This window comes from Actinomycetota bacterium (assembly GCA_035765775.1).
Taxonomy (GTDB): Bacteria; Actinomycetota; CADDZG01; order JAHWKV01; family JAOPZY01; genus DASTWV01.
The window spans coordinates 301,737-323,804 of the sequence record DASTWV010000059.1; the positions used below are offsets into that span (position 1 = coordinate 301,737).

Consider the following 22,068-nt stretch of genomic DNA (forward strand, 5'->3'; position numbering starts at 1 on the left):
CGGCCTACACAGCCAGCGGCGACCGGCGGTCCAGGGCCAGCCTGCGGGTGCTCAGGGCCTCGACGTCATCGACGTCCAGGCGAAGGCCGTGCCGCGGGCCGACACCGGGACCGGCGTCGCCCGAGGCGATCAGCGTGCGGGCGATGGCCTTCACGGTCCCGCCCGCGGCCACGCAGCGCTCGCGCCACACCCGGTGACCGGTTGGCTGCGCAGGAGCCGGCGCTCGCCAACCTCGGCCGGGACGGGCAGCGCAGCCCGGAGCGCGCGATAGGTGAGGGTCGCTTCCCTCGTCCCCCGAGAGGATCCGCACCGGTACACCGGCCGTGGGAAAAGCTCAGGCAGGCGGGGGCAGCAGGCGCCCGGCGGCGATGCGGCTCTCTCCCTGGACCCCCGCACGCTCCAGCACCCAGGTGGCGCCTTTGCGGGTCTCCTCGCCGTTCCCAGAACGGCCGTCCAGGAGCACGCCGGCCTCGCCCAGGATGCCCAGGATCCCCTCGACCACGTCGCCGTGGGTGCAGGCGTAGGCCGGGTCCGGCAGGGCCGCGAGCCGGTCGAGCGCGGCCGCCGGGGAGGCCCCCTCAGCCAGCCAGGCCGCCTCCTCGATCGCCACCCCGAGCGCCGCCGCCAGCGGCTCGACCGACTGGACGCAGCGCACGTACGGGCTGCTGAGGACTGGCCCGGCCCCCGCTGCGCTCAGGAGGGGCACCAGCCCGAGGGCTTGTTGTTCGCCCTGGGCGGTCAGCGGCCGGAGGTGGTCGGGGGCGGTCCACTCCGAGCGCCGGCCGGCCTCGCCGTGGCGGATCAGGAAGATCGAGCCCATTGCGCCCTGCTCTGAGCAGCCTGTGAGTGTTTGGGGGTGCTATAGGGAACTGAGCAGTCACAGACTGCGCGGAGGACCTCAGCCCCTCCGGCGCCCGCGGCCCCGCCGGCGCCCGCGGCCGGCGGACCGCCGCTCCCGCCGCGGCTCACAGCTCCAGGGCCCGGGCCGCCTTCCGCAGGCCCTTCCAGGCATCCGGCCAGTGCGAGCGGGCCTCGGCCGCCGCCGCCTGTTCCAGGCCCGCCAGTTCCCCGGCGGCGAAGGCGACCTCGGCGGGAGCCCCGGTGCCCCGCTTCCGCAGGACTCCGGCGGCCACCACCGCGTCCTGGTGCTCGCCGAGCACCTCCTGCAGCCCGGCAGCGGCGCGGGCGTACGCGGCCGCCCGCCGGCCCAGGACCGGCGCCACCGCCTCGGCGGCGTAGCGGCACCGCTTCGCCCGGATGCGCACCTCGTGCAGCTCGGCGTCCGGGGGCGGGAAGGCCAGCGCCGCCACCTGCCGGCGCAGCTTGCGCCACGGCCCGCGCAGCAGGCTTCCGGCGACCTGGTGGGCGGGCTGGTGCGAGTCGGGCAGGAGGTGGGGCGAGCGGGCCGCATCCACCAGGGCCTGCACCACCGCGATGTACTCGTCGCCCTTCAGGGCGTCCAGCAGGGCGGCGTGCGCGGCCGCCCGGTCGGCGCCCAGGTCGGCAGTCAGCTTCGAGCCGGCCGGGCGGTCGTCCTCGGGGAGGGACTCCACCCGGGCGCGCAGGCGCTCGTGGAGGACGTCGGCGTCCCGGGCGGCGCCCAGGAGCCCGCCCAGCCAGCGCACCTTGTCGCCCAGCTCCTGGCTCCAGCTCTCCTCGATGAGAGGCGCGAACGTGCGCAGATCGGAACGCAGCCGCCGGGTGGCCACCCGGGCCTGGTGCACGGCCTCGGGATCCTCGCCCAGGCGCACGCCAGGCTCCTGGCGCAGGTAGCGGTCGACCGACGCGGCGATGGCCCGGCGAACGAGCTGACCGGCCGAGGCGGTGGCGCTGAGCTCGGTGACCTCGACCTCGGGGGGTGCCCAGGCCCGGGTGCCGAGGGCCCGGGCGTACTTCGGCACCGGGTCGGTGGGCACGGCGCCGGACGACCGCAGCGCCTCGAGGATGACGTCAAGGGTCTCGGCGGACGTGTTCGGCCCCACCTCGACCTCGATCTCCCGGAAGCGCTCCACCAGCTTGCGGCCCTCGAGGACCGACACCTCGTCGAGCACCATCTCGGCCAGGGGCGTGCCGTCTGCCCCCTGCAGCCGCACGGGGTGGCGCACGGTCCGCAGCCGGGCGGCGGGCTTGGTCTCCGCCCCGCGGATGTAGGCGGTGACCAGGGCCAGGGCCTCGGCGGGCGGCTTGGGGTTGGGGCCGGTGGCCTCGCCCTCAAAGGTGTACTCGCCCCGCACCAGCAGCGGCCCCGATGCCGAGGCTGTCGGCAGCTTCAGCGTCCACCCCTCGCCGCTGCGGTGGCGCAGGCTGCAGCCCCACCGGGCGAGGCGCAGGTCGGGCGTGTCCACGTACACGGTCTGGAAGTTCTTGCGCTCCTGCGCGACGGCGACCACGGCCGACTCGGGCGGGAACACCGGCCAGCGGAAGCCGGCCGGGGCCGACAGCTTCACCTCCCGCTCAAACAAGGGCGATGACCTCCTTGATCGCCCCACCCCGCCCGCGGACCGCTGCCATCTCCTGCAGGCGGTGCTGCGCGTTGATCCCCACCGTGGTGGGCACCTTGGTCCAAGCCCCGTCGGCACCCAGCTCCCAGGCCAGTTCGTCGTCGGCGAGATTGACCTCCAGAACCTCGTCCAGCCGAGCGGTGAGGATGGGGTCGGCGATGGGCACGAGGGCCTCCACCCGCTCGTCGAGGTTGCGGATCATAAGGTCGGCGGAGCCGATGTAGTAGTGCGCCTGCCCACCGGAGTCACCCCCGGCGACACCGAAGCGCAGGATGCGGGAGTGCTCGAGGTAGCGGCCCACGATCGACCGCACCCGGATGTTCTCCGACAGCCCCTCGGCGCCCGGGCGCAGGCAGCACACACTGCGCACGATGAGGTCGATCTGGCACCCCGCCCCCGAGGCGGCGTACAGGGCGTCGATGATGGTGGGGTCGGCGAGGTTATTGACCTTGATGGTGATCCGGCCGCCGGGGTGGGACTGGCCCTCGATCAGGCGGAGGATCTCGGCCCGCATGGTCACCGGGGCCACCAGGAGGCTGCGGTACTCCCGGCGCTGGCTGTAGCCGGTCAGGTAGTTGAAGAGCTCAGACAGGTCGGCGCCCAGCACCGGGTTGGCGGTGAGAAGGCCCAGATCCTCGTACAGCCGGGCGGTGTCCGAGTTGTAGTTGCCGGTGCCGATGTGGGCGTACAGGCGGATGCCGGAGATCTCCTGGCGCACCACCAGCGAGGTCTTGGCGTGGGTCTTCAGCCCGACGACGCCGTACACCACGTGGACGCCGGCCTCCTCGAGCACACGGGCCCAGGCGATGTTGGCCTCCTCGTCGAAGCGGGCCTTCAGCTCGACGAGGGCCACCGCCTGCTTGCCCGATTCCGCCGCCCGGATCAAGGCACGCACGATGGGGCTGTCGGTGGACGAAGTCCGGTACAGCGTCTGCTTGATGGCGAGGACGTCGGGGTCGGCGGCGGCCTGGTCGACGAAGGCCTCAACCGAGGCGGCGAAGCTCTCGTAGGGATGGTGGACCAGCACGTCGCCCTGGCGCAGGATCGAGAAGACGTTGGGCAGCTGGCCGGTGGCGCCCGGCGTGCCCGGGGTCACCGACACCGGGGCCAGCCGGGGCGGGATGCTGGCCGTCCACGGCTCCATCTTGAGGTCGGGGCGCGGGAGCCCGTAGAGCGCCCACAAGCCGGTGAGATCCAGCGGCCCCTTCAGGGTGTACACCCGGCTGTCGTCCACCTCGAGCTCCCGGGTGAGCAACTCCCGGACCCAGTCCGACATACCCTTCTCGATCTCGAGGCGCACCACCATCGGGGACCGCTTGCGCATGCGGATGACGGACTCGACCGCCACCAGGATGTCGGCGGCGCCGTCGTCGGTCTCGAAGTCCGCCTGGCGGGTGAGGCGGAAGGTGTGGTGGGCCAGGACCTGCATGCCCGGGAACAGCGAGCTGAGGTGGGCAGCGATCACCTGCTCCACCGGCACGAAGCGCTCGCCGTCGGGCAGCACCACGAAGCGGGGCAGCAGGGGCGGCACCTTGACCCGGGCCATGAGCGGCGGCACCCGGGGCCCCTGGCGGACCACCACGGCAAGGTTCAGGGACAGGTTGGAGATGTAGGGGAATGGGTGGGCGGGGTCCACCGCCAGCGGCGTGAGCACCGGGAAGATCCGGGTCTCGAACACCCGGTCGAGGTGTGCGCGATCCTCCTCATCGAGGTCCTTCCACTGCGAGAAGCGGATGCCGGCGGCCTCCAGATCGGGCACCAGCGTCTCCCGGAAAATGCGGGACCGGCGCTCCATGAGGATCTCCGCCGCCTCGCGCACCCGGGCGAGCTGCACGCTGGGGCTGAGCCCGTCGGGTGACAGCGTCGGGGCACCCAGCAACTGGCGCTCGTGCAGGGCGGCCACGCGCACCTGGAACAGCTCGTCGAGGTTCTGGCTGAAGATCGCCAGAAACTTGGCCCGTTCCAGGACCGGCAGGGTCGGATCTTCGGCCAGAGCCAGCACCCGGGCGCTGAAGTCCAACCGGGCGATCTCGCGGTTGAGGTACCGGTATTCGGCCCCGTGCTCGGAGGCGGGCGGGCTGGCGGCACGCGACCGGCGGGCGCCGCCCGCCCGGCCGGTCTTGGGCGCCCGCCGGCGGGTGGCGCCGGCGGGGACGTCGGGGGCGGCGCTGGTGCCCTCCGTCCGTTCGGGTTGGCTCATGTTCTGTGCCTTTGCCTTCGGGGGTTCGGGGCTGTGCCTGTGCTTACCGGGAATCCGGGTCCGTGCCTGTGCGTCTGGCTTCGGGAGGCCAGGGGCAGAGCCCCCCGGATGTCAAATCTATCTTGTCCGTCCCCCACGGACGAGCACTGCGGGCCGGGCCGGCACTACGCTTCCCCGGTGAGCAAGGAGGCGCTGGAGGGCCGCGGGAGCGCGCTGCGCGAGCGGGTGCCCCGCTCGTCCCACGCCGCGTGGTCGCCCCCGGCCGACCGTGCCGATCCGGTGGCCCTGCTCAGCGCCGAGGACGAGCACCGGGTGGCCGAGCTGGTCCCCCTGCGCTACCAGCGGATGCTGGCTTCGCCCTTCGCCTTCCTGCGGGGGGCTGCGGTGGTCATGGCGCACGACCTGGCCACGGCGCCGGCCACCGGTCTGCGGGTGGAGGCGGCGGGCGACGCCCACCTGGCCAACTTCGGGCTGTACGGCACCCCGGAGCGCAACCTCATCTTCGACCTCAACGATTTCGACGAGACGCTCCCGGCTCCCTGGGAGTGGGACGTGAAGCGGTTGGCGGCCAGCGCGGTGGTGGCGGGGCGCACCGCCGGGCGGTCGGGGCTGGAGTGCCAGGAGGCGGCCCGGGCGGCGGTGCAGAGCTACCGGGAGCACATCCGCACCATGGCGGCGTGGACGCACCTGGAGGTCTGGTACGCCGCGGTGGACGCCACCGCGGTGGCATCGCTGCTGGGCGCCACCGAGAAACTGGGCGAGCGGGCAATCGCGCGTACCCGGGCGGAGACCGGTGCCGAGGAGCTCGCCAAGCTCACCGCAACCCCCGCAGCCGGGGACGCGCCCCGCTTCGTGGAGGACCCACCCCTGGTGGTGCACGAGACCGGGGGGCCGGGGTCGGTCTCCGGGATGGACCGACTCCTGGCAGGCTACGCCGGCTCGCTGGAGCCGGAGCGGCGGGTCCTGCTGGGGCGATACCGCCTGGTGGATGCGGTGCGCAAGGTCGTGGGGGTGGGCAGCGTGGGCACCCGGTGCGCCGCCGCCCTCCTGCTGGGCGGGGCGGGGGCCGGGGATGCGTTGTTCCTGCAGGTCAAGGAGGCCTCCGCCTCGGTACTGGAGCCGGCGGCGGGCCGGTCCGCGTACGGCAACCATGGCGAGCGGGTGGTGCGCGGGCAGCGCCTCTGCCAGGCGGCCAGCGACCTGTTCCTCGGGTGGGTCCGCGGCGCCGACGGCCGCGACTACTCCGTGCGCCAACTGCACGACATGAAGCGCTCGGTGGATGCCACGGCGCTGTCCGGGCCCCAGCTGGCCAGCTATGCCTCGGTGTGCGGCTGGGTGCTGGCCCGCTCCCACGCCCGCTCGGGCGACCCGGTGGCGATCGCGGCCTACCTCGGCAACAGCGACTCCTTCGACCGGGCCCTGGTGTCGTTTGCCGAGGCCTACGCCGACCAGAACGAGCGGGACCACGCCGCGCTCGCCCAGGCGGTGCGGTCGGGCCGGATCGCGCAGTAAATGGCGCAGTAAAGGGGCTGGCGCAGCCGCCCGCTATCGCAGAACTGGGGAATCGCACTGGGAATCGCACTGGGAATCGCACTGGGAATCGCCGCTCTCCGGTCGATAGACTTCTGCCCGCGGAAGCGCGGCACGGGTTGGGCGGCGCCTGGCGGGACCACACCCTGGGGAGGAGGGCTGTGACGTTGGGCCCACCGCCGATTACAACGGGCACCGACACCGATAGCCCATTCGTGGGCCGCAGCACCGAGTTGGGCGAACTGCTGCTCTCGCTCACCCAGGCCGAACGCGGCCGCGGGCGCCTGGTGCTCGTCGAAGGCGAGGCGGGCATCGGCAAAACCTCCCTGCTGCGCGAGGCGCTCCTGCAGGCCGAGGCCATGGGCTTCCGCTGCTGGTCGGGCGGCGCGGACGAGCTGGAGCGCCACCGGCCCTTCGGGGCCGTCACCGAGGCCCTCGGCATCCGCCACCGCGGGAGCGCAGCGGGTAGGCCCGAGGGCGCCGTCGACGTGGCGGCCGGGATCCTGCGCCTGCTGCGGGGGGACCTGAGTGAGGGCCGGAGTGAGGACCGGACCCGGGGCGCCGGGAGCCCGGCCCGCGCCCAGGTGCAGACCCCGGGGGCGCCGGAGGCGGAGTACCGCATCGTTGACGCCCTCATCGACTACGTCGAGCAGCTGTGCGCCGACGGGCCGGTGGCCATCGCCGTGGAGGATCTGCAGTGGGCGGATGCCTCCAGCCTCCTGGCCCTCAACCGGCTGAGCCGTGAGGTGCCCGACCTGCCGCTGCTGATCCTCGCCACGCTGCGCCTCCTGCCCCGCTCGCCGGAACTCGAGGCGCTGCTGAACCTCGGCAACCCGGACCAGGGGCGGGACCAGGGGCGGGACCAGGCCGGACGGCCGCTGCGCATCGTGCTGGAGCGCCTGGACCGGGCCTCGGTGGCGTCCATGGTCAGCGTCCTGGCCGGCGCCCCGCCGGGCGACGGGCTCCTGCGCCAGCTCGACCGGGCGGGCGGCAATCCCTTCTTCACCGCCGAGCTGCTGGCCACACTGGCGCAGACGGATGCCCTGGAGATGGCCGGTGGCCGCGTGGAGCTGCGGTCGCCCGAGGGGAGCCCGGCCACCCGGTGGCTGCCCGCCTCCCTGACCGCCACGGTCCTGCACCGGCTGCACTACCTGAGCCCGGGAGCCCGTACCACGCTGCAGGTGGCATCGGTGCTGGGCTCCTCCTTCCCGGTCTCGCACCTGGCGGCCCTCACCGGCCGCCCACCTGTGAGCCTGCGCCCGGACCTGCACGAAGCGATCCGGGGCGGCATCCTGAATGGCGACACCGCCCGCCTGGCGTTCCGCCACGACCTCATCCGGGAGTCGCTCTACCAGTCGATGCCCCAGGCCTTGCGTCACGCGCTGCACCTCAACGCGTCGGCCACCCTGCTGGAAGCCGGCGTCCCCCCCGAGGAGGTGGTCGAGCACGTCTTCCGGGGAGCCGATGCCGGGGACCTGGAGGCGGTGCAGCTGCTGCGGACCGCGGCGGCGCAGGCGGGGAGCCGCTCGCCGGTCATCGCCGCCGAGCTCCTCACCCGGGCCCTCGAGTTGGCGGAGGAGCGCGGACCCAGCTACGACGCCGCGCAGGCAGACCTCGCCCTCTTCCAGCTTTCCTCGGGCCGGCTGGCGGATTCCGAGGCGCTCTGCCGGGCGACGTTGGCCCGGCCCCACGACCCGGCAGTGGAGGGGCCGCTCCGGCTGTGCCTGGTGCAGGCGTGCGTGGGGCAGGGCCGGGTGGCCGGCGGGCTGGCCGAAATCGCCCTGGCGGTGGAGTCACCCGCGCTCACCGAGCGGGAGCGGGGCCGTCTGTGGGCATGGGCATCCACCTGCCGGGTCATCGTCTGGGACCTCCCCGGGGCGCTGCGGGACGCCGATGAGGCGCTCCGGATCTGCGGGGGCATCGAGGACGAGCTCGGGACGACTGTCGCCCTGGCGGGCGTCGCAGCCGTGCGCCAGTGCCAGGGGCAGTTCCGAGAGGCGCTGGCGCTCGGCGAGGAGGCGGTCGCGGCGGCGGCCGGCAGCGGGTCGGCCGAGGCCCGCCGGCTCCGGCTGACGATCATGCACGCCCTGATGCTCATCGACGTCGACCGCTTCGAGGATGCCCAGCACGCCCTGCGCCAGGGGCGCTTCGCCCGGGAGCAGCGGGGAGCCCGGTGGAACCTACCCACCTACCATTTCGTCTCAGCCCTGGGGCGGTTCTGCTCCGGCGAGTGGGACGAGGCCCTGGCGCAGTGCGATTCCGCCGCCGACTTCGCCGAGGAGGTGGTGGTCTTCCAGGCGCAACTGGTCGCGCACAGCCTGCGGGCGCTGATCGCCCTGCAGCGCGACGATCTGGTGACCGCCGAGCGGGAGTTGGCGGCAGCCGAGGCCGAGGGCGACGCCAGTGGCCCGCAGTGGCGCCCGGACTGGGTGCTGTGGGCGCAGGCCCTGCTCGCCGAGGCGCAGGGCCGCCCGGGCGAGGCCCTGGTCACGCTGCTCAAGGCCTGGGACCTGTGCTCGGCGGCGGGAGTGGCGGCGGAGTTCCCGGTGATCGGGCCTGACCTGGTCCGCCTGGCGATGGCCAACCGGGAGTCCATCGTCGCCACGCAGGTGACCGAGGCACTGGAGAGCCTGGCGGCCGCGGCTGGCGTCGCCAGCGTGACCGGGGCCGCCCTGCGCTGCCGGGGCCTGGTGTCCGGGGAGCCTGCCCCGTTCGTGGCCGCCGCCGACGCCTACCGGGCCAGCGGCCGGCTGCGGGAACTGGGGCTGGCGTGCGAGGACGCCGCGGTGGCCCTGGCAGCGACCGCACGCGGGCAGGAGGCGAAACCGCTGGCCGAGGAGGCCCTGGCCATCTTCCAGGCCCTGGACTCCCGGCGCGACACAGCCCGGGCGGTGGCGCGCCTGCGCTCGGCCGGGGTGCGGACCGCGTCGCTCGGCCCCCGTTCGGAGCGGGCGCGGCCCGAGCGGGGCTGGGATGCCCTCACCGAGACGGAGGTCCGGGTCGCCGGTCTGGTGGCCGAGGGCCTGAACAATCCCGAGATCGCCCGGCGTCTCTTCGTGTCCCGGCGGACGGTGCAGACCCATGCGTCCAACATCCTCCAGAAGCTGGGCATGTCCCGGCGCGCCGAGCTGGCGGCTGCTGCCACCCGCTGGCAGGCAGGGGGCCCTCCGGAACCGCGTGGCCCGCTGCCCTGACGCCGCCCGCCCGGCCCCCCGGCCGCCCGTCCTCGTGGGGCGGGAGGCGGAGATGGCGCGCATTGACGCCGTACTGGGCGGGGCCGCCTCCAAGGGACCCTACCCCGGTGGAGTCGGTGGCGTCGGCGTCATCCTGATCGAGGGCGAGTCCGGCATCGGCAAGACCTCGCTGCTGGAGGAGGCCCTAGCCCGCGCCCGGGGCCTGGGCTTCCAGTGCTGCTCCGGAGCCGCTGCCGAGCTGGAGCGCCACCGGCCCTTCGGCGCCATCGCCCAGGCGCTGGGGATGCCCCGGCGGTGGGAAGGTGAGGGCACGCCGGCGGACGATGCCGGCTCGCCGGAGACCGAGTTCCGCATCATCGACGGGCTCGTGGATGAGGTCGCCCGGCGCGCCACCCGGGGACCGGTGGCCATCGGCCTCGACGACCTGCAGTGGGCCGATCCCTCCACCCTCCTCACCCTCCTCACCCTGATCCGCATGGGGCGGCAGGCCGCCGAGCTTCCCTTGGTGGTGATCGGGACCCTGCGCCCGCTGCCCCGCTCCATCGAGATGGAGACCGTCCTGGCCGCCCTGCGCGCCGGCTCCGGCGGCGTCCTGCGATTGACACTGGGCCGGTTGGAGGCGGGCGCGGTGGCCGCCCTGGCGAGCAACCTGCTCGGTGCCGAGCCGGGCCCCGGCCTGCTCCGCCAGCTCGCCCGCGCGAGCGGGAACCCGTTCTTCGCCACCGAGCTCACCGCCAGCCTCGCACGGGAGGGGGCGATCGCCTTCGCCCAGGAGGGCGATCTGGTGCGCGCCGAGGTGACCGGGCCGGAGGGCGAGGCGGTGCCGATGCCCGCGTCGCTGACCGCCACGATCCTGCATCGCATGGAGTACCTCGGCCCGGAGACGCTGGAGACCCTGCAGGTGGCGTCGATCCTGGGGTCCCGCTTCTCGGTGGCCGATCTGGCCATCGCCGTGGGCCAGCCCGCGGCGTCCCTGACCGCACTGGTCACCGCCACCGCCCGGGCGGGCGTCATCGGCGAGGCGGGCGCGGAACTGGCATTCCGCCATGACCTCATCCGCGAGGCCCTCTACGACTCGATGTCCCCGACGCTGCGCAGCTGGTGGCACCTGGCGGCCGCCTCGCTGCTGGAGGGGACCGGGCGCAGCCGTGCCGACGTGGCCGAGCACGTGGTGCGCGGGGCCGTCCCGGGCGACCCGGCGGCGGCCGAATGGCTCCGGGTGGCCGCCCGCCAGGCGGCGGCGCAATCGCCGTCGGTGGCGGCCCAGCTGCTCACCCGGGCGCTGGAGGTGGCGCCGGCGGGTGACCCCCACCGGGCGGCGGCGCGCAGCGATCTCGCCGTCTACGCCCTCTGGTGCGAGCGCCCCGCCGACGCCGAGGCCATCTGCCGGGCGCTCCTGGCGGAGGACGAGTCGTGCCCCCTGGATCCCGACCTGCGGGCGCGGGCCCGGGCCTGCCTCATCGAAGCCACCGTCCGCCAGGGCCGGGTGGACGAGGCCCGGCGGGAGATCGAGGCCGCCTTGCAGGCTCCCGGCCTGGACGGGCTCCGGCCGGCCCACCTCCTGGTATGGCAGGCCACCTGCCAGGCGGCCGGGTGGGACCTGGCCGGCGCTGCTGCTTCCGGGGGGCGGGCACTGGTGCTGGCCGAGCGCGGGGGCGACGAGACCGCGGCCGGCGCCGCACTCGCCACGCTGGCGGTCGTCCACCACCTGCGCGGGGATTTCGCCGAGGCCCTGCGCCAGGGCCGGGAGGCGCTGGAGCGGGTCGCCCGCGGCGCCGGGGCGCTCCGGCAGCCGGTGCAGCCGGTGCTCAATCTCGCCGGGTTCTTCGTCGACGTGGACCGGGCGGCCGAGGCCCGGGAAACCCTGGGGGCGTGGCGCCGGTTCCGGCGCCACGAGGCCTCAGGGTGGAGCTATGCCCTCGAGCGCGCCCTCCTGGGCGAGGCGGCGTTCTGGATGGGTGAGTGGGACGCGGCCTGCACCGATCTGGAGGCCGCCCTGCACGTGGCCCGCACCGTGGGCACCCGGCCCGGCATGCTGCTGGCCCCGACCCTGCTGGCACTCATCGCCCTGCACCGGGACGACCTGGCGACCGCCCGCCGGGAGCTGGCGGCTGCCGAGGACGGCGGCGACTGCAGCGGGCTGCAGTGGCGGCCGGACCGGCCCCTCTGGGCGCGGGGGCTGCTGGCGGAGGCCGAGGGCCGGCCCGCCGAGGCCCTGGCCAGCCTGCGGGGCGCCTGGAACCTGTGCTGCGCAGCGGGGGCGGCCACCGAGTACCCGGTGTTCGGCCCCGACCTGGTCCGGCTTGCGGTCCAGCAGCGCGAGATGGCCCTGGCCCAGGAGGTGACCGCGGCGGTCGAGGCGCTCGCCGCGGGTGCCGGCGTCGCCTTCATGAACGGGGCGGCAGCCCGGTGCCGGGCCCTGGTGAGCGGCGCCCCGTCGGCCCACCGTGCGGCGGTGGCGGCGTACCGGGGCAGTTCCCGCCGGCGGGAACTGGGGCTGGCGTGCGAGGACGCCGCGGCCTGCCTTGCCGCCGCGGGCCGGCCGGGCGAGGCCGGTCCCCTGGCCGAGGAGGCACGGGAAATCTTCCGCAGCATCGGCGCCCGGCGCGACCTCGCCCGGGCGGTGGCCCGGGTGGATGCCTGGTTCCACGCCGACGGGCCGGCGCTGGCCGAGGCGGCGCCCCCCTCGGTCCCCGGGTGGGAGACCCTCACGCCGTCGGAGGCGGCCGTGGCCCGGCACATGGCGGCGGGGCGCACCAACCCGGAGATCGCCCGGCTGCAGGAGGTTTCGGTCCGCACGGTGCAGACCCATGCCTCGCGGGTGCTGGCCAAGTTGGGCGTGCCCCGGCGGGCGGGGCTGGCCCGCTTGCTGTCGGGCGCGGGATCGACGGAGCCAGGGCGGGACGCGGGCGGAAGCGAGCGCGGACGGCGCTGAGCGCCTATCGTCCTGGGTGCCGGAGGGATGGGGAACACGGACGAGACGCTGACGGGTACCAACAACACACCGCTCGACGGGCGCGGGTTCGCCGTCGGCGCACTCCGCGAGGGCGTCGCCCAGCACGGCGCCGGGGTGCTGTCCGACCCCGGCCTCCTCGGCCACCTGCTGGGCGACCGCATCGCCGGCCTGCCGACCGAGCGGAGCCTGCTCCTGCGGGCGGCCGGGGGCGGCGTCGCCACCATGCTGCAAGGGCCGTGGCGCAGGGAGGGGCCGGATGCCGCCATCGAACTGACCGACCGCACCTTCGCACTGCAGCAGCAGTTGGGCCTGCCGCAGGCGACGTGGGCGGCCCAGGCGTTCCAGCAGGCGCTGGCCTACGCCTGGGAGCTTGCTCCTCCCCCGCCGGATGCCGGAGCCGAGAGCGACGGGGCCTGGCTGGCGACCGAGACCGGGGGGCGGCGGCGCAAGCGCGGCCGCTGAGGTCGGCCCCAGGTCGGCCCCAGGTCGGGCTCGGGACAGGACCCGGGTTGGATCCCTGGGACGCCGCGGAGGCCCGCCCACCGCCCCACCGCCCCACCGCCCCAACGCCCCCGTGGCCGTGTGTCTGGCCATCGTCGGTTCCGCTAGACGCCGCGGAGGCCGGGCCGAGCGGCCCGGGACCGGACCCCGTGGTAGCCACCCCGGTCCGGCCGGGGTTCGATCCGGCAGTCCGGCCGGGCGGCCCGGAAGCGCTCGAGGCCCTCGCGGCTCACGAGGGCGTCCTGCAGCGACACCGAACGCAGCCGCCGGAGGCCGACGAGGGCGTCCAGCCCGGCGTCGGTCACGGCGGTGTCACCCAGGTCCAGGCCAGACAGGCGGGGGAGCCTGGCCAGGAGCGGGAGGGCCCGGTCGGTGACCCGGGTACCCCAGAGCGAGAGCCGGGTGAGCAGGGGGACGCCGTCCATCCGGTCGATGCCCTGGTCACCAATCATGGTGCCCGACAGGTCCAGCACGTGCAGGCCGGGGAAGAGCCCCAGGCCGGCGGCGGCATCATCGCCCCAGGAGTCCCCGGGGGCGGTCAGACGGCGCAGGCCGGCGAGGCATCCGAGACGGGCCAGCCCGGCCGGGCCCACCCGAGTCCCCCAGAGATCCAGGGCCTCGAGGTTCCGGCAGGCGGCCACCGCGAACATGGCGTCGTCGTCCACCTCCGCCCCCCACAGATCCAGGGCGACCAACCCTTCGAGCTCCCCCAGAAGGCGCAGGACCGATTCCATCGCCTGGCGGATGGAGAGGCATTGCAGATCGCCGGGGCACAGGTCGACCAGCGCCTGCCCATCGGCTTCCCGAGCCAGGCGGAGGCCCAGCTCGCACCCGGCCGGGACCCGGACGCAGCCCTGCGCCGGGCCCGCCTCCCGCCACCCGTCGTCCCACCACCGGCGGGCGGAGCGCCCGAGGGCGCTGACCGGCCAGGCACCGGTGGTATCGGTCCGGGTGCCCCGGGCGCGCGGGCCCCGGAGCAGCACCGTGCCCAGGCGCTCGGCCACGGGGAATGCGACGGTGCGCCTCGGGCGCGCCACCGGGATGAGCGGCCGGCAGCAGCCCTCGGGGGGCTCGCCGTATGCCCGCTTGCCGTCCTCGTTAGCGTCCATTGACAGCCTGCCTTCATAGATGCCCGGTTGAAGTCGCCTTCACCCGGGATTCTGGGGCAGGCCAGGCGCTGAGACATCCGCCAACTGGCGGATCTTTTGCGCAGGAAACATCTACAGGTTCGGCAATCAAACCAGGCGTTCTGTTCCCGGGTATGGTGACCCGGCCGTCGAGCAGGGCTATCCCTGCAAATCGGGGCAACCCGCAAAAATCCAGCCGCTTCACAGCCAACGAGCAGGCCTAAGCCATCGTTTAACGCTAATCAGACGCCTCTTCCCGGACAAGGAAGATCGGCTTACCAGCACCGGCGGGTACGGCCCCGCCCTTCGCCCATTGGCCGCCCGGCTGGAATGGCAGACAGGCCGGAAAGCCGGGCGCTTTCAGTAAGGTTTTACGGATGCATTTCGGGCTCGAGCTCGGGGATGTAGCGGGCCAGAATCGCCTGGAGATCGGCAAGGTCCGGCAGCCGGGCAAGCGCGTCCCGCACGTAGCCCAGAGCAGCCGGTACGAAGCGCAGGAAGGAGGGATTGCCCTTCACCCGCTCGATGAACACGAAGCGTCCCGCATCCTTGAGCTTGCGTTGCACAGTGAGCAGGTCAAAGGATTCGCGGAAGCCCGCCTCGTTGAGCTGGGGGCCCCCGGCAGCGGCAGTCGTCGCCAGGTAGTGGCGGATGAGCTGGACGATGAGTTCGGGCTCGAGGGCGATGTAGCTGTCCCGCAGCAGGGCGACCAGGTCGTAGGCCCGGGGGCCCAGCAGGGCGTCCTGGAAGTCGATGACCGCCTGCTCGCCACCGGGCAGCAGCATCAGGTTGCGGGACTGGTAGTCCCGGTGGGTGAACACCGTCGCCTCGGCGACGATGCGCCGGGCGATGGCGTCGAACGCGGCGGTGACCACCTCGTACTCCGGGCCCGGGAGCGCGACGCCCTTCCAGGCGCCGAGCCCCCACTCCAGGAAGTGGTCGAGCTCCCAGCGGTAGATGTCGGCGTCGAAGGCCCGTTGGAATGCGACGCAGCCCGGGTCGGGCGCCCGCTCGGCGCGGACCTGCATGCTGACGAGCTGGTCGATCGCCGCGCGGTACAGGGGGGCCGGGGCCGCCCCGCCCAGCACCCGGGCGTTCAGCGTCTCGTCGCCCAGGTCCTCGAGCACGGCATAGCCCTGCCCCTGGCTCCAGGAGAGGACCCGGGGCACCCGCACGCCCAGCCGGGCGAGGTAGCGCTGGACCTCGACGAAGGGCACCACCCCGAGCAGCGGCCCCACCCTGCCGATCTCGTCGGGGGCGGCATCGGGGGCCAGCAGCATCACGATGTACGAGTCCCGGCCCGGGTCGCCGACCCGCCAGTAGCTCCTGCGCGAGGCATGGCCCGGGAGGCGGCGCACGGCAGCCGGGGCGGGGCGCCCGGTGGCGCCCGCGACCACCTCGCGCAGCCAGGTTTCCGTCGGTTCGAGCATGGGCTCCCCTCCGGGCAGTCTTTGTCCGGCTCTGTTTCGGCTCGTTCGGGTGTCACCCGCGCCGAGTTGGCCTATTGTTACGCGGGGGAGGGAGGCCGGCATGGCGCGCTCGTTGGTGTCTCGGGCCGTTGGTGGGCTGGGCGGGTGGCTGGACCGCCGATACGGCTGGGACAAGCTGCCCCTGCCCCTCGGACTCGTTTCCATCGCCGGCCTGCGGGCAACGCTGCGGGCCGAGAACCTGGTGGACACCAACACCCCCGGCCACCCCCCGGCGCCCACCCACGCGCCGCCCCAGCAGCTGGAGGCCCGGAGCCCGGACGGCACCTACAACGATCTGCAGAACCCGCAGATGGGCGCCGCCGCGGCCCGCTTTGGGCGCAACGTGCCGCTGGCCGCCGCCGTCCCCGAGGCGGAGCCGGACCTGCTGGAGCCCAATGTGCGCCTGGTCAGCCGGGAGCTGCTGACCCGGGAGAGCTTCCAGCCCGCCACCATCATCAACCTGCTGGTGGCTGCCTGGCTGCAGTTCATGGTCCACGACTGGATGAGCCACGGCCCGAATGAGCAGGCCAACCCGTTCCTCGTCCCCGTAGACGACGCCGACCCGTGGGACCACGACCGGCCCATGCCGATCCAGCGCACCCGGGCGGACACCACCCGCACCGGTGCCGACGCCAGCCTCCCGCCCACCTTCACCAACACCGAGACCCACTGGTGGGACGCCTCCCAGCTCTACGGCACCGACCCCCCGCCCGAACTGGTGGACCTGCTGCGCACCCGCGAGGACGGCAAGGTGAAGCTGGACCAGAACCATCTCATCCCCTTCGACCCCTCCAGCTTCGACGGCAAGGGCGTCGATGTGGCCGGGGTATCGGGGAACTGGTGGCTGGGCCTTGGGATCCTGCACAGCCTGTTCATGCAGGAGCACAACGCCGTGTGCGACGCGTTGCGTGCGACCTACCCCTCGTGGACCGACGACCAGCTCTTCGCCCGGGCCCGGCTCATCGTCTCCGGCCTCCTGGCCAAGATCCACACCGTCGAATGGACGCCGGCGATCATCACCCACCCCACCTCGCAGAAGGCCATGCACATCAACTGGTACGGCGCCGTCCCCGCCTGGATGCGCACCCTGTTGCTGCCCCTGCACAACGAGGTCCTGACCGGGATCCCGGGCTCGAAGAAGGACCACGACGGGGCGCCCTACTGCCTGACCGAGGAGTTCGTGGCCGTCTACCGCATGCACCCCCTCATCCCCGACGAGTTCACCTTCCGGTCCGCCGCCACCGGCGAGGTGATCCTGGAGAAGACGTTCCGGGACATCGCCGGGACCCAGGCGAGGGCCACCTTGGAGGGGGTGCCGATGGAGGACCTGCTGTACAGCTTCGGCGTGGGCAACGCCGGGGCGGTGCGGCTGCACAACTTCCCCAAGTTCCTGCAGGAGTTCACGAAGCCGGACGGCAGCGTCATCGACCTGGCAGCCACCGACATCCTGCGCTCCCGGGAGCGGGGCGTGCCCAGGTACAACGAGTTCCGCCGCCTGCTGCACATGAAGCCCTACACGTCCTTCAGCGCGCTGTGCGGCGGCGACGCCGCCCTGGCGAAGCAGGTGGAGGACGTGTACGAGGGGAGGATCGACCGGGTGGACACCTCGGTGGGCATGTTCGCCGAGCCGCTGCCGAAGGGCTTCGGCTTCTCCGACACCGCCTTCCGCATCTTTATCCTGATGGCATCCCGCCGGCTGCGGAGCGACCGCTTCTTCACCACCGACTTCACGCCCCAGGTGTACACCCCGCTGGGGATGCGGTGGATCCAGCAGACGACGATGAGGGATGTGATCCGGCGCCACTACCCCTCGCTGGCGAGCCTGGTCAACCCCGACAACGCCTTCACCCCGTGGGCCCCCATTTCCCCGAAGGCCGCCCCGAAGCCGCCCCCGGCGTAGCCGCCCCCGGGCGCAACTGGGCAACAACACCCTCGGAATCCGAGGGCAACGTGGCACAGGTCGCGCCGGTTCGCGGGAGATCGGCCCATACTGCCGGGCCGCAGGGGTGGCGAGGCTGGCGTCGGCATCCACGCGCACATATAAGCAGGAGGGTGCTACATCCCGTCGAGCATTGGTGAACTGTGCAACAAAACCTCCGCAATACGGAGGTAAAGTTGCCCGGTAGCCCTCAGGGCAGTAGCAGCGACAGGCAGGTCGGGCTGCCGTCGGCCCGGTTGAAGTCGCTCAGGTCCACGGCGTGCACCTCGATGCCCAGTGCCGCCAGCTGGCGGTGCACCCCGTGCTGACCCGCGGCCACCACATGGCGGCCGATGGAGACCACGTTGGCGGCCAGGCGGTCGTCACCCACCGGTACCCGTTCCGCGCCCCGGAACGCCGGCTGGGCGATGACCTCCTCCACGCCCAGGGCGATGCGGCCGTCCACGACGGTGGCCGATGTGGACAGGTGCACCGCCCAGTCGGGGACCTCGACCGTCTCCACCGTGTAGCCGAGGGGTTCGGCGAACGCCGCCAGGGCCGCCACCCCGGCGTCATTGGTCCGCCGGGAGCGGCCGACCAGGAGGCGTGAGCCGAATTCCAGGACGTCGCCCCCCTCCAGGGTGGCCGGCCCGTCCACCGCCCGGACAGCAAACCCACGCTCGGCCAGCACGGCCCGCACCGCCGCCTCCTCCCCCCGCCGGGAGGCGAGGGCGAAGCACCCGATGAGCGCGGCGGAGCCCAGCACGATGGCGGTGTCCTGGGTGAAGCACCCGTCGGGGTGCTGGTCGTCGGCCGGCACGTCGATCAGCTCCACGCCGAGGGACTCGAGCGTGGCGCGGTAGGCGGCGTGCTGCGCCCGGGCGCGGGAGGGGTCGATCAGGTGGCGCTCCGGGTGGGAGGACACCGCCCGGACCAGGGCGTCGCCCGGCGGGCGGACGATGGCCTTCACGGGACCTCGATGACCGCGGGCGGGAGCGGCGGGGCATCCTTGGCCTCCCGCAGCACCATGATGTCGCCCAGCCCGAGGTGGGCCACCAGGCTCTGGAGGCCGGAGAGCTCCTCCTCCAGGGCCATGGCCTCCCGGTTGCGCCCCGCCATCCAGGCCGCATCGGCCTGCCCGGTCAGCCCCCCGGCCACCTCGTCGAACCCCAACGACCGCAGCCACTGGCGCTGCGTGGTGAACAGGTCGGGGATGAAACCCACCCGCCCCGCCAGGCGCTCGACCGCCGAGAAGTTCACCTCGGCGGTGATGTCCCGGGTTCCCGGGCCGGCGAGCGGGTCCTCGCCGAAGCCGTCCGGTCCGTAGGTCACGATGGTCCCCCACTTGCTGGTGCTGTGGCGCCGCCACAGGTTCGGTTCCTTATCACCGTAGTCGATGACGAGCAGGTAGCCCCGGGCGAGCACGTCGGCGGCGTCCCGGCACCAGCCCTCGAGGTCGCAGCACACCTCGAAGCGGGCACCGGTGGGGACCTGGGGCTCCATATCGGCCGCCACCGGAGCGAGGCGCTCGTCGGAGAGCGCCCCGGGGCGCGCCACCAGGAACCCGCCCTCCTCGGCGACGTGGATCTCGGCCAGTTGGCCGGCGGCGGTTTTCTCCAGCAGGTGCGCCGGGAAGTTGTCGAGCACCTCGTGGGCCAGCACACACCCGGCCTGCGCCTGCGGGCCGCTCAGCTGCGCCGACCACTCGGCGCAGGCGGCCAGCGGCCCCAGCCGCGCGCGCTGCAGATCGGCCATGGCCTGGAAGCGCTCGACGAAGCGCCAGCGCACCGCGCCGGCCAGGCCACCGCCCGCCTCGGCGATGGCCGTCAGGGCTCCGGCGGCCAGATCAGCCCGCCCGGGGCCGACCTCGACCACCGTGAAGGCCTCCGGGGCGCCCAGCGCCTCCCACATGTGTTGGAACTCGCAGGCGACGAGGCGGCCGAACCAGGGGGTCAGGGCGGGCGACGTGTGGTAGTCGCTCCCGGCGCCGGGCACCCGGGTGGCGTAGTAGCCATGGCGGGGGTGGTAGAGGGCGAGGCGCATAAAGGACTCGAAGGGCATCGGCCCGCTCGTGCGGATCCGGTCGCCGATCTCCTCCCGCAGGGTCCCCGCCAAACCGGGCTCAGGCTACACCGGGAGGGTGTGGGGGACCCGGTCCAGCATCCGGCCCCAACCGTCGGCGTGCACGTCGCGCACCGCGGCGTCCGGGAAGCCCTCGTGGGTGAGGGTGAGCTCGGTCTCGGCGTCCCCCAGGGCGCGCAACTCCACCCGCACGGTGGTCTCGGGCAGCGCCCAGCCCTCCCAGGCCCAGCTGAACACCAGCCGCTCGCCCGGGGCAAGCTCCCGGAAGGTCCCCACTGCCACGTGGACCCGGTCGGGGGCGTGCATCTCGATGCGGAACCGGCCGCCCTCGGTGGCATCCAGCTCGGCCACCACCGCCGACAGTGGGCCGGGCGCGAACCACTGGCTGAGGATGGCGGGATCCACCCATGCCCGGTAGACCGCTGCCCGGGAGGCCCGCAGCACCCGGGTGAGCTGCAGGCGTTCGCTCACTGCTGCGCCTCGAAGTACTGCCCGAGAGCGTCGAGGCGGGCCTCCCAGAAGCCCCGGTAGTGCTCGATCCACTCCCATGCCCCCGAGAGCGGGTCCGGCACCAGCCGGCAGTGCTGCTCCCGGCCCCGGCGCTCCCGGGTCACGAGGTGGGCGCCCTCCAGCACCCGGAGGTGCTTGGACACCGCGGTGAGCGACATCGGGAACGGGGCCGCCAGCTCGCTGATGGTGCGCTCCCCCGCCGCCAGTTCAGCAAGGAGGGCGCGCCGCGTGGGGTCGGCCAAGGCGTGGAAGACCCGATCAAGCGTGCCAGGGTCAGGCGAAACGACCACTTGTTGAACCATACGGTTCAGCTTAATGGATCAACGGGGAGATCTGCGGGGAGGCCTACGGGGAGGCCTGCGTCCGGCTCCTGAGGGCGGAAGGTGTGGGGTCACCAGGCCACGGGCAACTCGGCCACCGCCCCGGCCACCCGGTCGGGCAGCGGTTGCAGCTTGCCGAGCGGCACCGCCAGGCGCAGGCCAGGGAAGCGCTGGAACAGGGTGGCGAACAGGGCCTGGAGCTCGATGCGGGCCAGCGGCGCCCCGATACAGAAGTGCCGTCCGTGGCTGAACGCCAGGTGCGGGTTCTCCCGGCGGGTGATGTCGAAGCGGGTGGGGTCGGGGAAGACATCGGGCTCCAGGTTGGCCTCCTGGAGGGCGAACATGACGAAGTCACCCCGCCGGATGGTGACGCCTCCGATAGCGATGTCGTCGGCGGCGTAGCGGGGCAGGCCCCCGCGCCGGGCCGCCTGGGGCGGGTCGAGCGGGCTGGGGAAGCGGATGATCTCCTCGACGGCGGTGACGACCAGGCCCGGATCCGCGATCAGCGCCGTGGCCTGGTCGGGGTGGGTGAGCAGCAGCAGGGCGCCCCGGTCGATGGTGCTGACCACGGTGGCGGTCCCGGCGAACAGGGCCCCGGCGGCCAGGTAGGCGATGGCGTCGTCGCTGAGCGAGGGGTCGGTGGCGGCCGCCGCCAGCAGATCGGACACCAGGTCCTCGCCCGGGGACCAGCGCTTGCGCTCCACCAGGCCCCCGAAAAGGCGCCACATCGACTGCAGGCCGGCCCGGGACCGGCCGGGCTGGTCCACCCGCGTGGCGTCGTCCGCCCAGATGCGCAGGTGGGCCCGCTGCTCCTCGGGGACGCCGAGCAGCTCGCACACCACCAGCAGGGGCAACCGGCTGGCCACGAGGGCATGGAAGTCGGCGGGCGAGCCGGCGGCGGCGAGGCCGTCCAGGAGGCCGTCCACCAGGCCCTGGATCCGGGGCTGGAGGGCCTCCAGCCGGCGAGGGGAGAGCGGGCGCGCCAGCAGCCGACGCAGGCGGGCGTGGTCGGCCGACTCCTGTTCCGGGTCACCGATCGGCCCACCCAGCACGCCGACCTGGCCCCGGCGGGCCGGGTGTGCAGGGTCGGGGTGGGTGCGGCTCAGCCGGGGATCGGCCAGCAGTGCTTTGACCGCGTGGCATCCCGAGACGAGCCAGACCGGCTCGCCGGTCGAGCTGGCGAGCTTCTGTAGGGCTGGCGAGGGGCCGGCTGGGGGAGCTACTGGGCTTGGATCGGCCCGGAGGCCGTGGCGGCGTCGTCGCCCAAGTCCACCTCACCCCAGCGGGCGATCTCCTCGGCCAGGGTGATGGTGTGGCAGAGCTGGTCAATGCCCAGCTCGACGTCGCCGAATTCCTTGAGCCACTTGATGGCACCCGGTTCCCGGTCCGCCAGGCCCAGCTCGTTGGCCCACTCCGTGGCGGTCTTCTGGTCCGTCATGTTGCCCATCATCTTGGCCTTGTCCGCATCCGTCCGGGTGGCGTGGACCTCGGTCTGCATCGCCCGGAACTGGGTGGGAGGCAGGATGGTGTCCACGATGTGCAGCCCGTCGGCCGGGACCGACAGCGTGGTCGACAGCGCCTGGCGGATCTGCTCGCGGACCTCCCCCAGGGAGGCACCCCGGCCGCCCACGCCCGGCTGGCCCGTGATCTCGGCGACCCACTGGTCGCCCTCTCGTGCGTATACCGCGGTGTAGGTCTCGCTCACGTGCCCGTCCTTCCGTGCTCGGCGGTCTGTGCGCTGCCGTCAGTGACAGTGACAA

17 protein-coding genes are annotated in these 22,068 nt (G+C 73.6%); 5 read left to right on the top strand and 12 right to left on the bottom strand.

Features of this window, described 5'->3' with window-relative positions:
• Positions 1–4 precede the first annotated feature (4 nt).
• The 4 genes from VFW71_15240 to ppk1 all read right to left on the bottom strand — a co-directional run bounded on the left by VFW71_15240 (position 5) and on the right by ppk1 (position 4,701).
• Positions 5–190, bottom strand: a complete 186-nt coding sequence (locus VFW71_15240) for a hypothetical protein (protein ID HEU5004116.1) — start codon at positions 188–190, stop codon at positions 5–7.
• 144 nt (positions 191–334) lie between these two features.
• Entirely contained in the window at positions 335–820 is a 486-nt protein-coding gene (locus tag VFW71_15245) for a histidine phosphatase family protein (GenBank protein ID HEU5004117.1), read from the bottom strand.
• Between the two features lie 145 nt (positions 821–965).
• Positions 966–2,462, bottom strand: coding sequence for a CYTH and CHAD domain-containing protein (locus VFW71_15250; GenBank protein HEU5004118.1), 1,497 nt, complete (start codon positions 2,460–2,462; stop codon positions 966–968).
• Complete coding sequence (ppk1, locus tag VFW71_15255) at positions 2,455–4,701, bottom strand: polyphosphate kinase 1 (protein ID HEU5004119.1); 2,247 nt, start codon at positions 4,699–4,701, stop codon at positions 2,455–2,457. Before ppk1 ends, VFW71_15250 begins: the two co-directional genes overlap by 8 nt.
• 177 nt (positions 4,702–4,878) lie before the next feature.
• On the opposite strand from ppk1, the gene VFW71_15260 reads away from it, so the two are divergent.
• The 4 genes from VFW71_15260 (at position 4,879) to VFW71_15275 (ending at position 12,843) form a co-directional block, all read left to right on the top strand.
• Positions 4,879–6,213, top strand: a complete 1,335-nt coding sequence (locus tag VFW71_15260; GenBank protein HEU5004120.1) for a DUF2252 domain-containing protein — start codon at positions 4,879–4,881, stop codon at positions 6,211–6,213.
• A gap of 233 nt (positions 6,214–6,446) precedes the next feature.
• Positions 6,447–9,425: an AAA family ATPase gene (locus tag VFW71_15265; protein HEU5004121.1), complete on the top strand. Its 2,979-nt coding sequence runs from the start codon at positions 6,447–6,449 to the stop codon at positions 9,423–9,425.
• On the top strand, positions 9,313–12,360 hold the full coding sequence (locus tag VFW71_15270) for an AAA family ATPase (protein HEU5004122.1): 3,048 nt from the start codon (positions 9,313–9,315) through the stop codon (positions 12,358–12,360). The genes VFW71_15265 and VFW71_15270 overlap by 113 nt, the downstream gene beginning before the upstream one ends.
• 27 nt (positions 12,361–12,387) lie before the next feature.
• A complete protein-coding gene (locus VFW71_15275; GenBank protein ID HEU5004123.1) occupies positions 12,388–12,843 on the top strand; it encodes a hypothetical protein in 456 nt (151 codons plus the stop codon).
• A 143-nt stretch (positions 12,844–12,986) separates the two neighbouring features.
• Here the strand turns inward: VFW71_15275 and VFW71_15280 are convergent, their stop codons facing one another.
• A complete protein-coding gene (locus VFW71_15280) occupies positions 12,987–13,991 on the bottom strand; it encodes a hypothetical protein (protein ID HEU5004124.1) in 1,005 nt (334 codons plus the stop codon).
• A gap of 389 nt (positions 13,992–14,380) precedes the next feature.
• Positions 14,381–15,439 carry a phosphotransferase gene (locus VFW71_15285; GenBank protein HEU5004125.1) on the bottom strand — a complete coding sequence of 353 codons (1,059 nt, stop codon included), beginning with the start codon at positions 15,437–15,439 and terminating at the stop codon, positions 14,381–14,383.
• A gap of 100 nt (positions 15,440–15,539) precedes the next feature.
• On the opposite strand from VFW71_15285, the gene VFW71_15290 reads away from it, so the two are divergent.
• The gene (locus tag VFW71_15290) at positions 15,540–17,378 is read left to right on the top strand and encodes a peroxidase family protein (protein ID HEU5004126.1); all 1,839 of its coding nucleotides are present in this window, start codon (positions 15,540–15,542) and stop codon (positions 17,376–17,378) included.
• A 229-nt stretch (positions 17,379–17,607) separates the two neighbouring features.
• Here the strand turns inward: VFW71_15290 and VFW71_15295 are convergent, their stop codons facing one another.
• From VFW71_15295 to VFW71_15320, 6 genes are all read right to left on the bottom strand, one after another.
• Positions 17,608–18,366, bottom strand: a complete 759-nt coding sequence (locus VFW71_15295) for an arginine deiminase family protein (GenBank protein ID HEU5004127.1) — start codon at positions 18,364–18,366, stop codon at positions 17,608–17,610.
• On the bottom strand, positions 18,363–19,511 hold the full coding sequence (locus tag VFW71_15300) for an SAM-dependent methyltransferase (GenBank protein ID HEU5004128.1): 1,149 nt from the start codon (positions 19,509–19,511) through the stop codon (positions 18,363–18,365). The genes VFW71_15295 and VFW71_15300 overlap by 4 nt, the downstream gene beginning before the upstream one ends.
• A 12-nt stretch (positions 19,512–19,523) precedes the next feature.
• On the bottom strand, positions 19,524–19,949 hold the full coding sequence (locus VFW71_15305; GenBank protein ID HEU5004129.1) for an SRPBCC domain-containing protein: 426 nt from the start codon (positions 19,947–19,949) through the stop codon (positions 19,524–19,526).
• A complete protein-coding gene (locus VFW71_15310) occupies positions 19,946–20,278 on the bottom strand; it encodes a metalloregulator ArsR/SmtB family transcription factor (GenBank protein ID HEU5004130.1) in 333 nt (110 codons plus the stop codon). Before VFW71_15310 ends, VFW71_15305 begins: the two co-directional genes overlap by 4 nt.
• 101 nt (positions 20,279–20,379) lie before the next feature.
• Positions 20,380–21,360 (bottom strand): cytochrome P450, encoded by a 981-nt coding sequence (locus tag VFW71_15315; protein HEU5004131.1) that lies wholly within the window; start codon positions 21,358–21,360, stop codon positions 20,380–20,382.
• Between the two features lie 167 nt (positions 21,361–21,527).
• Positions 21,528–22,013 (bottom strand): hypothetical protein, encoded by a 486-nt coding sequence (locus VFW71_15320; GenBank protein HEU5004132.1) that lies wholly within the window; start codon positions 22,011–22,013, stop codon positions 21,528–21,530.
• Positions 22,014–22,068 lie beyond the last annotated feature (55 nt).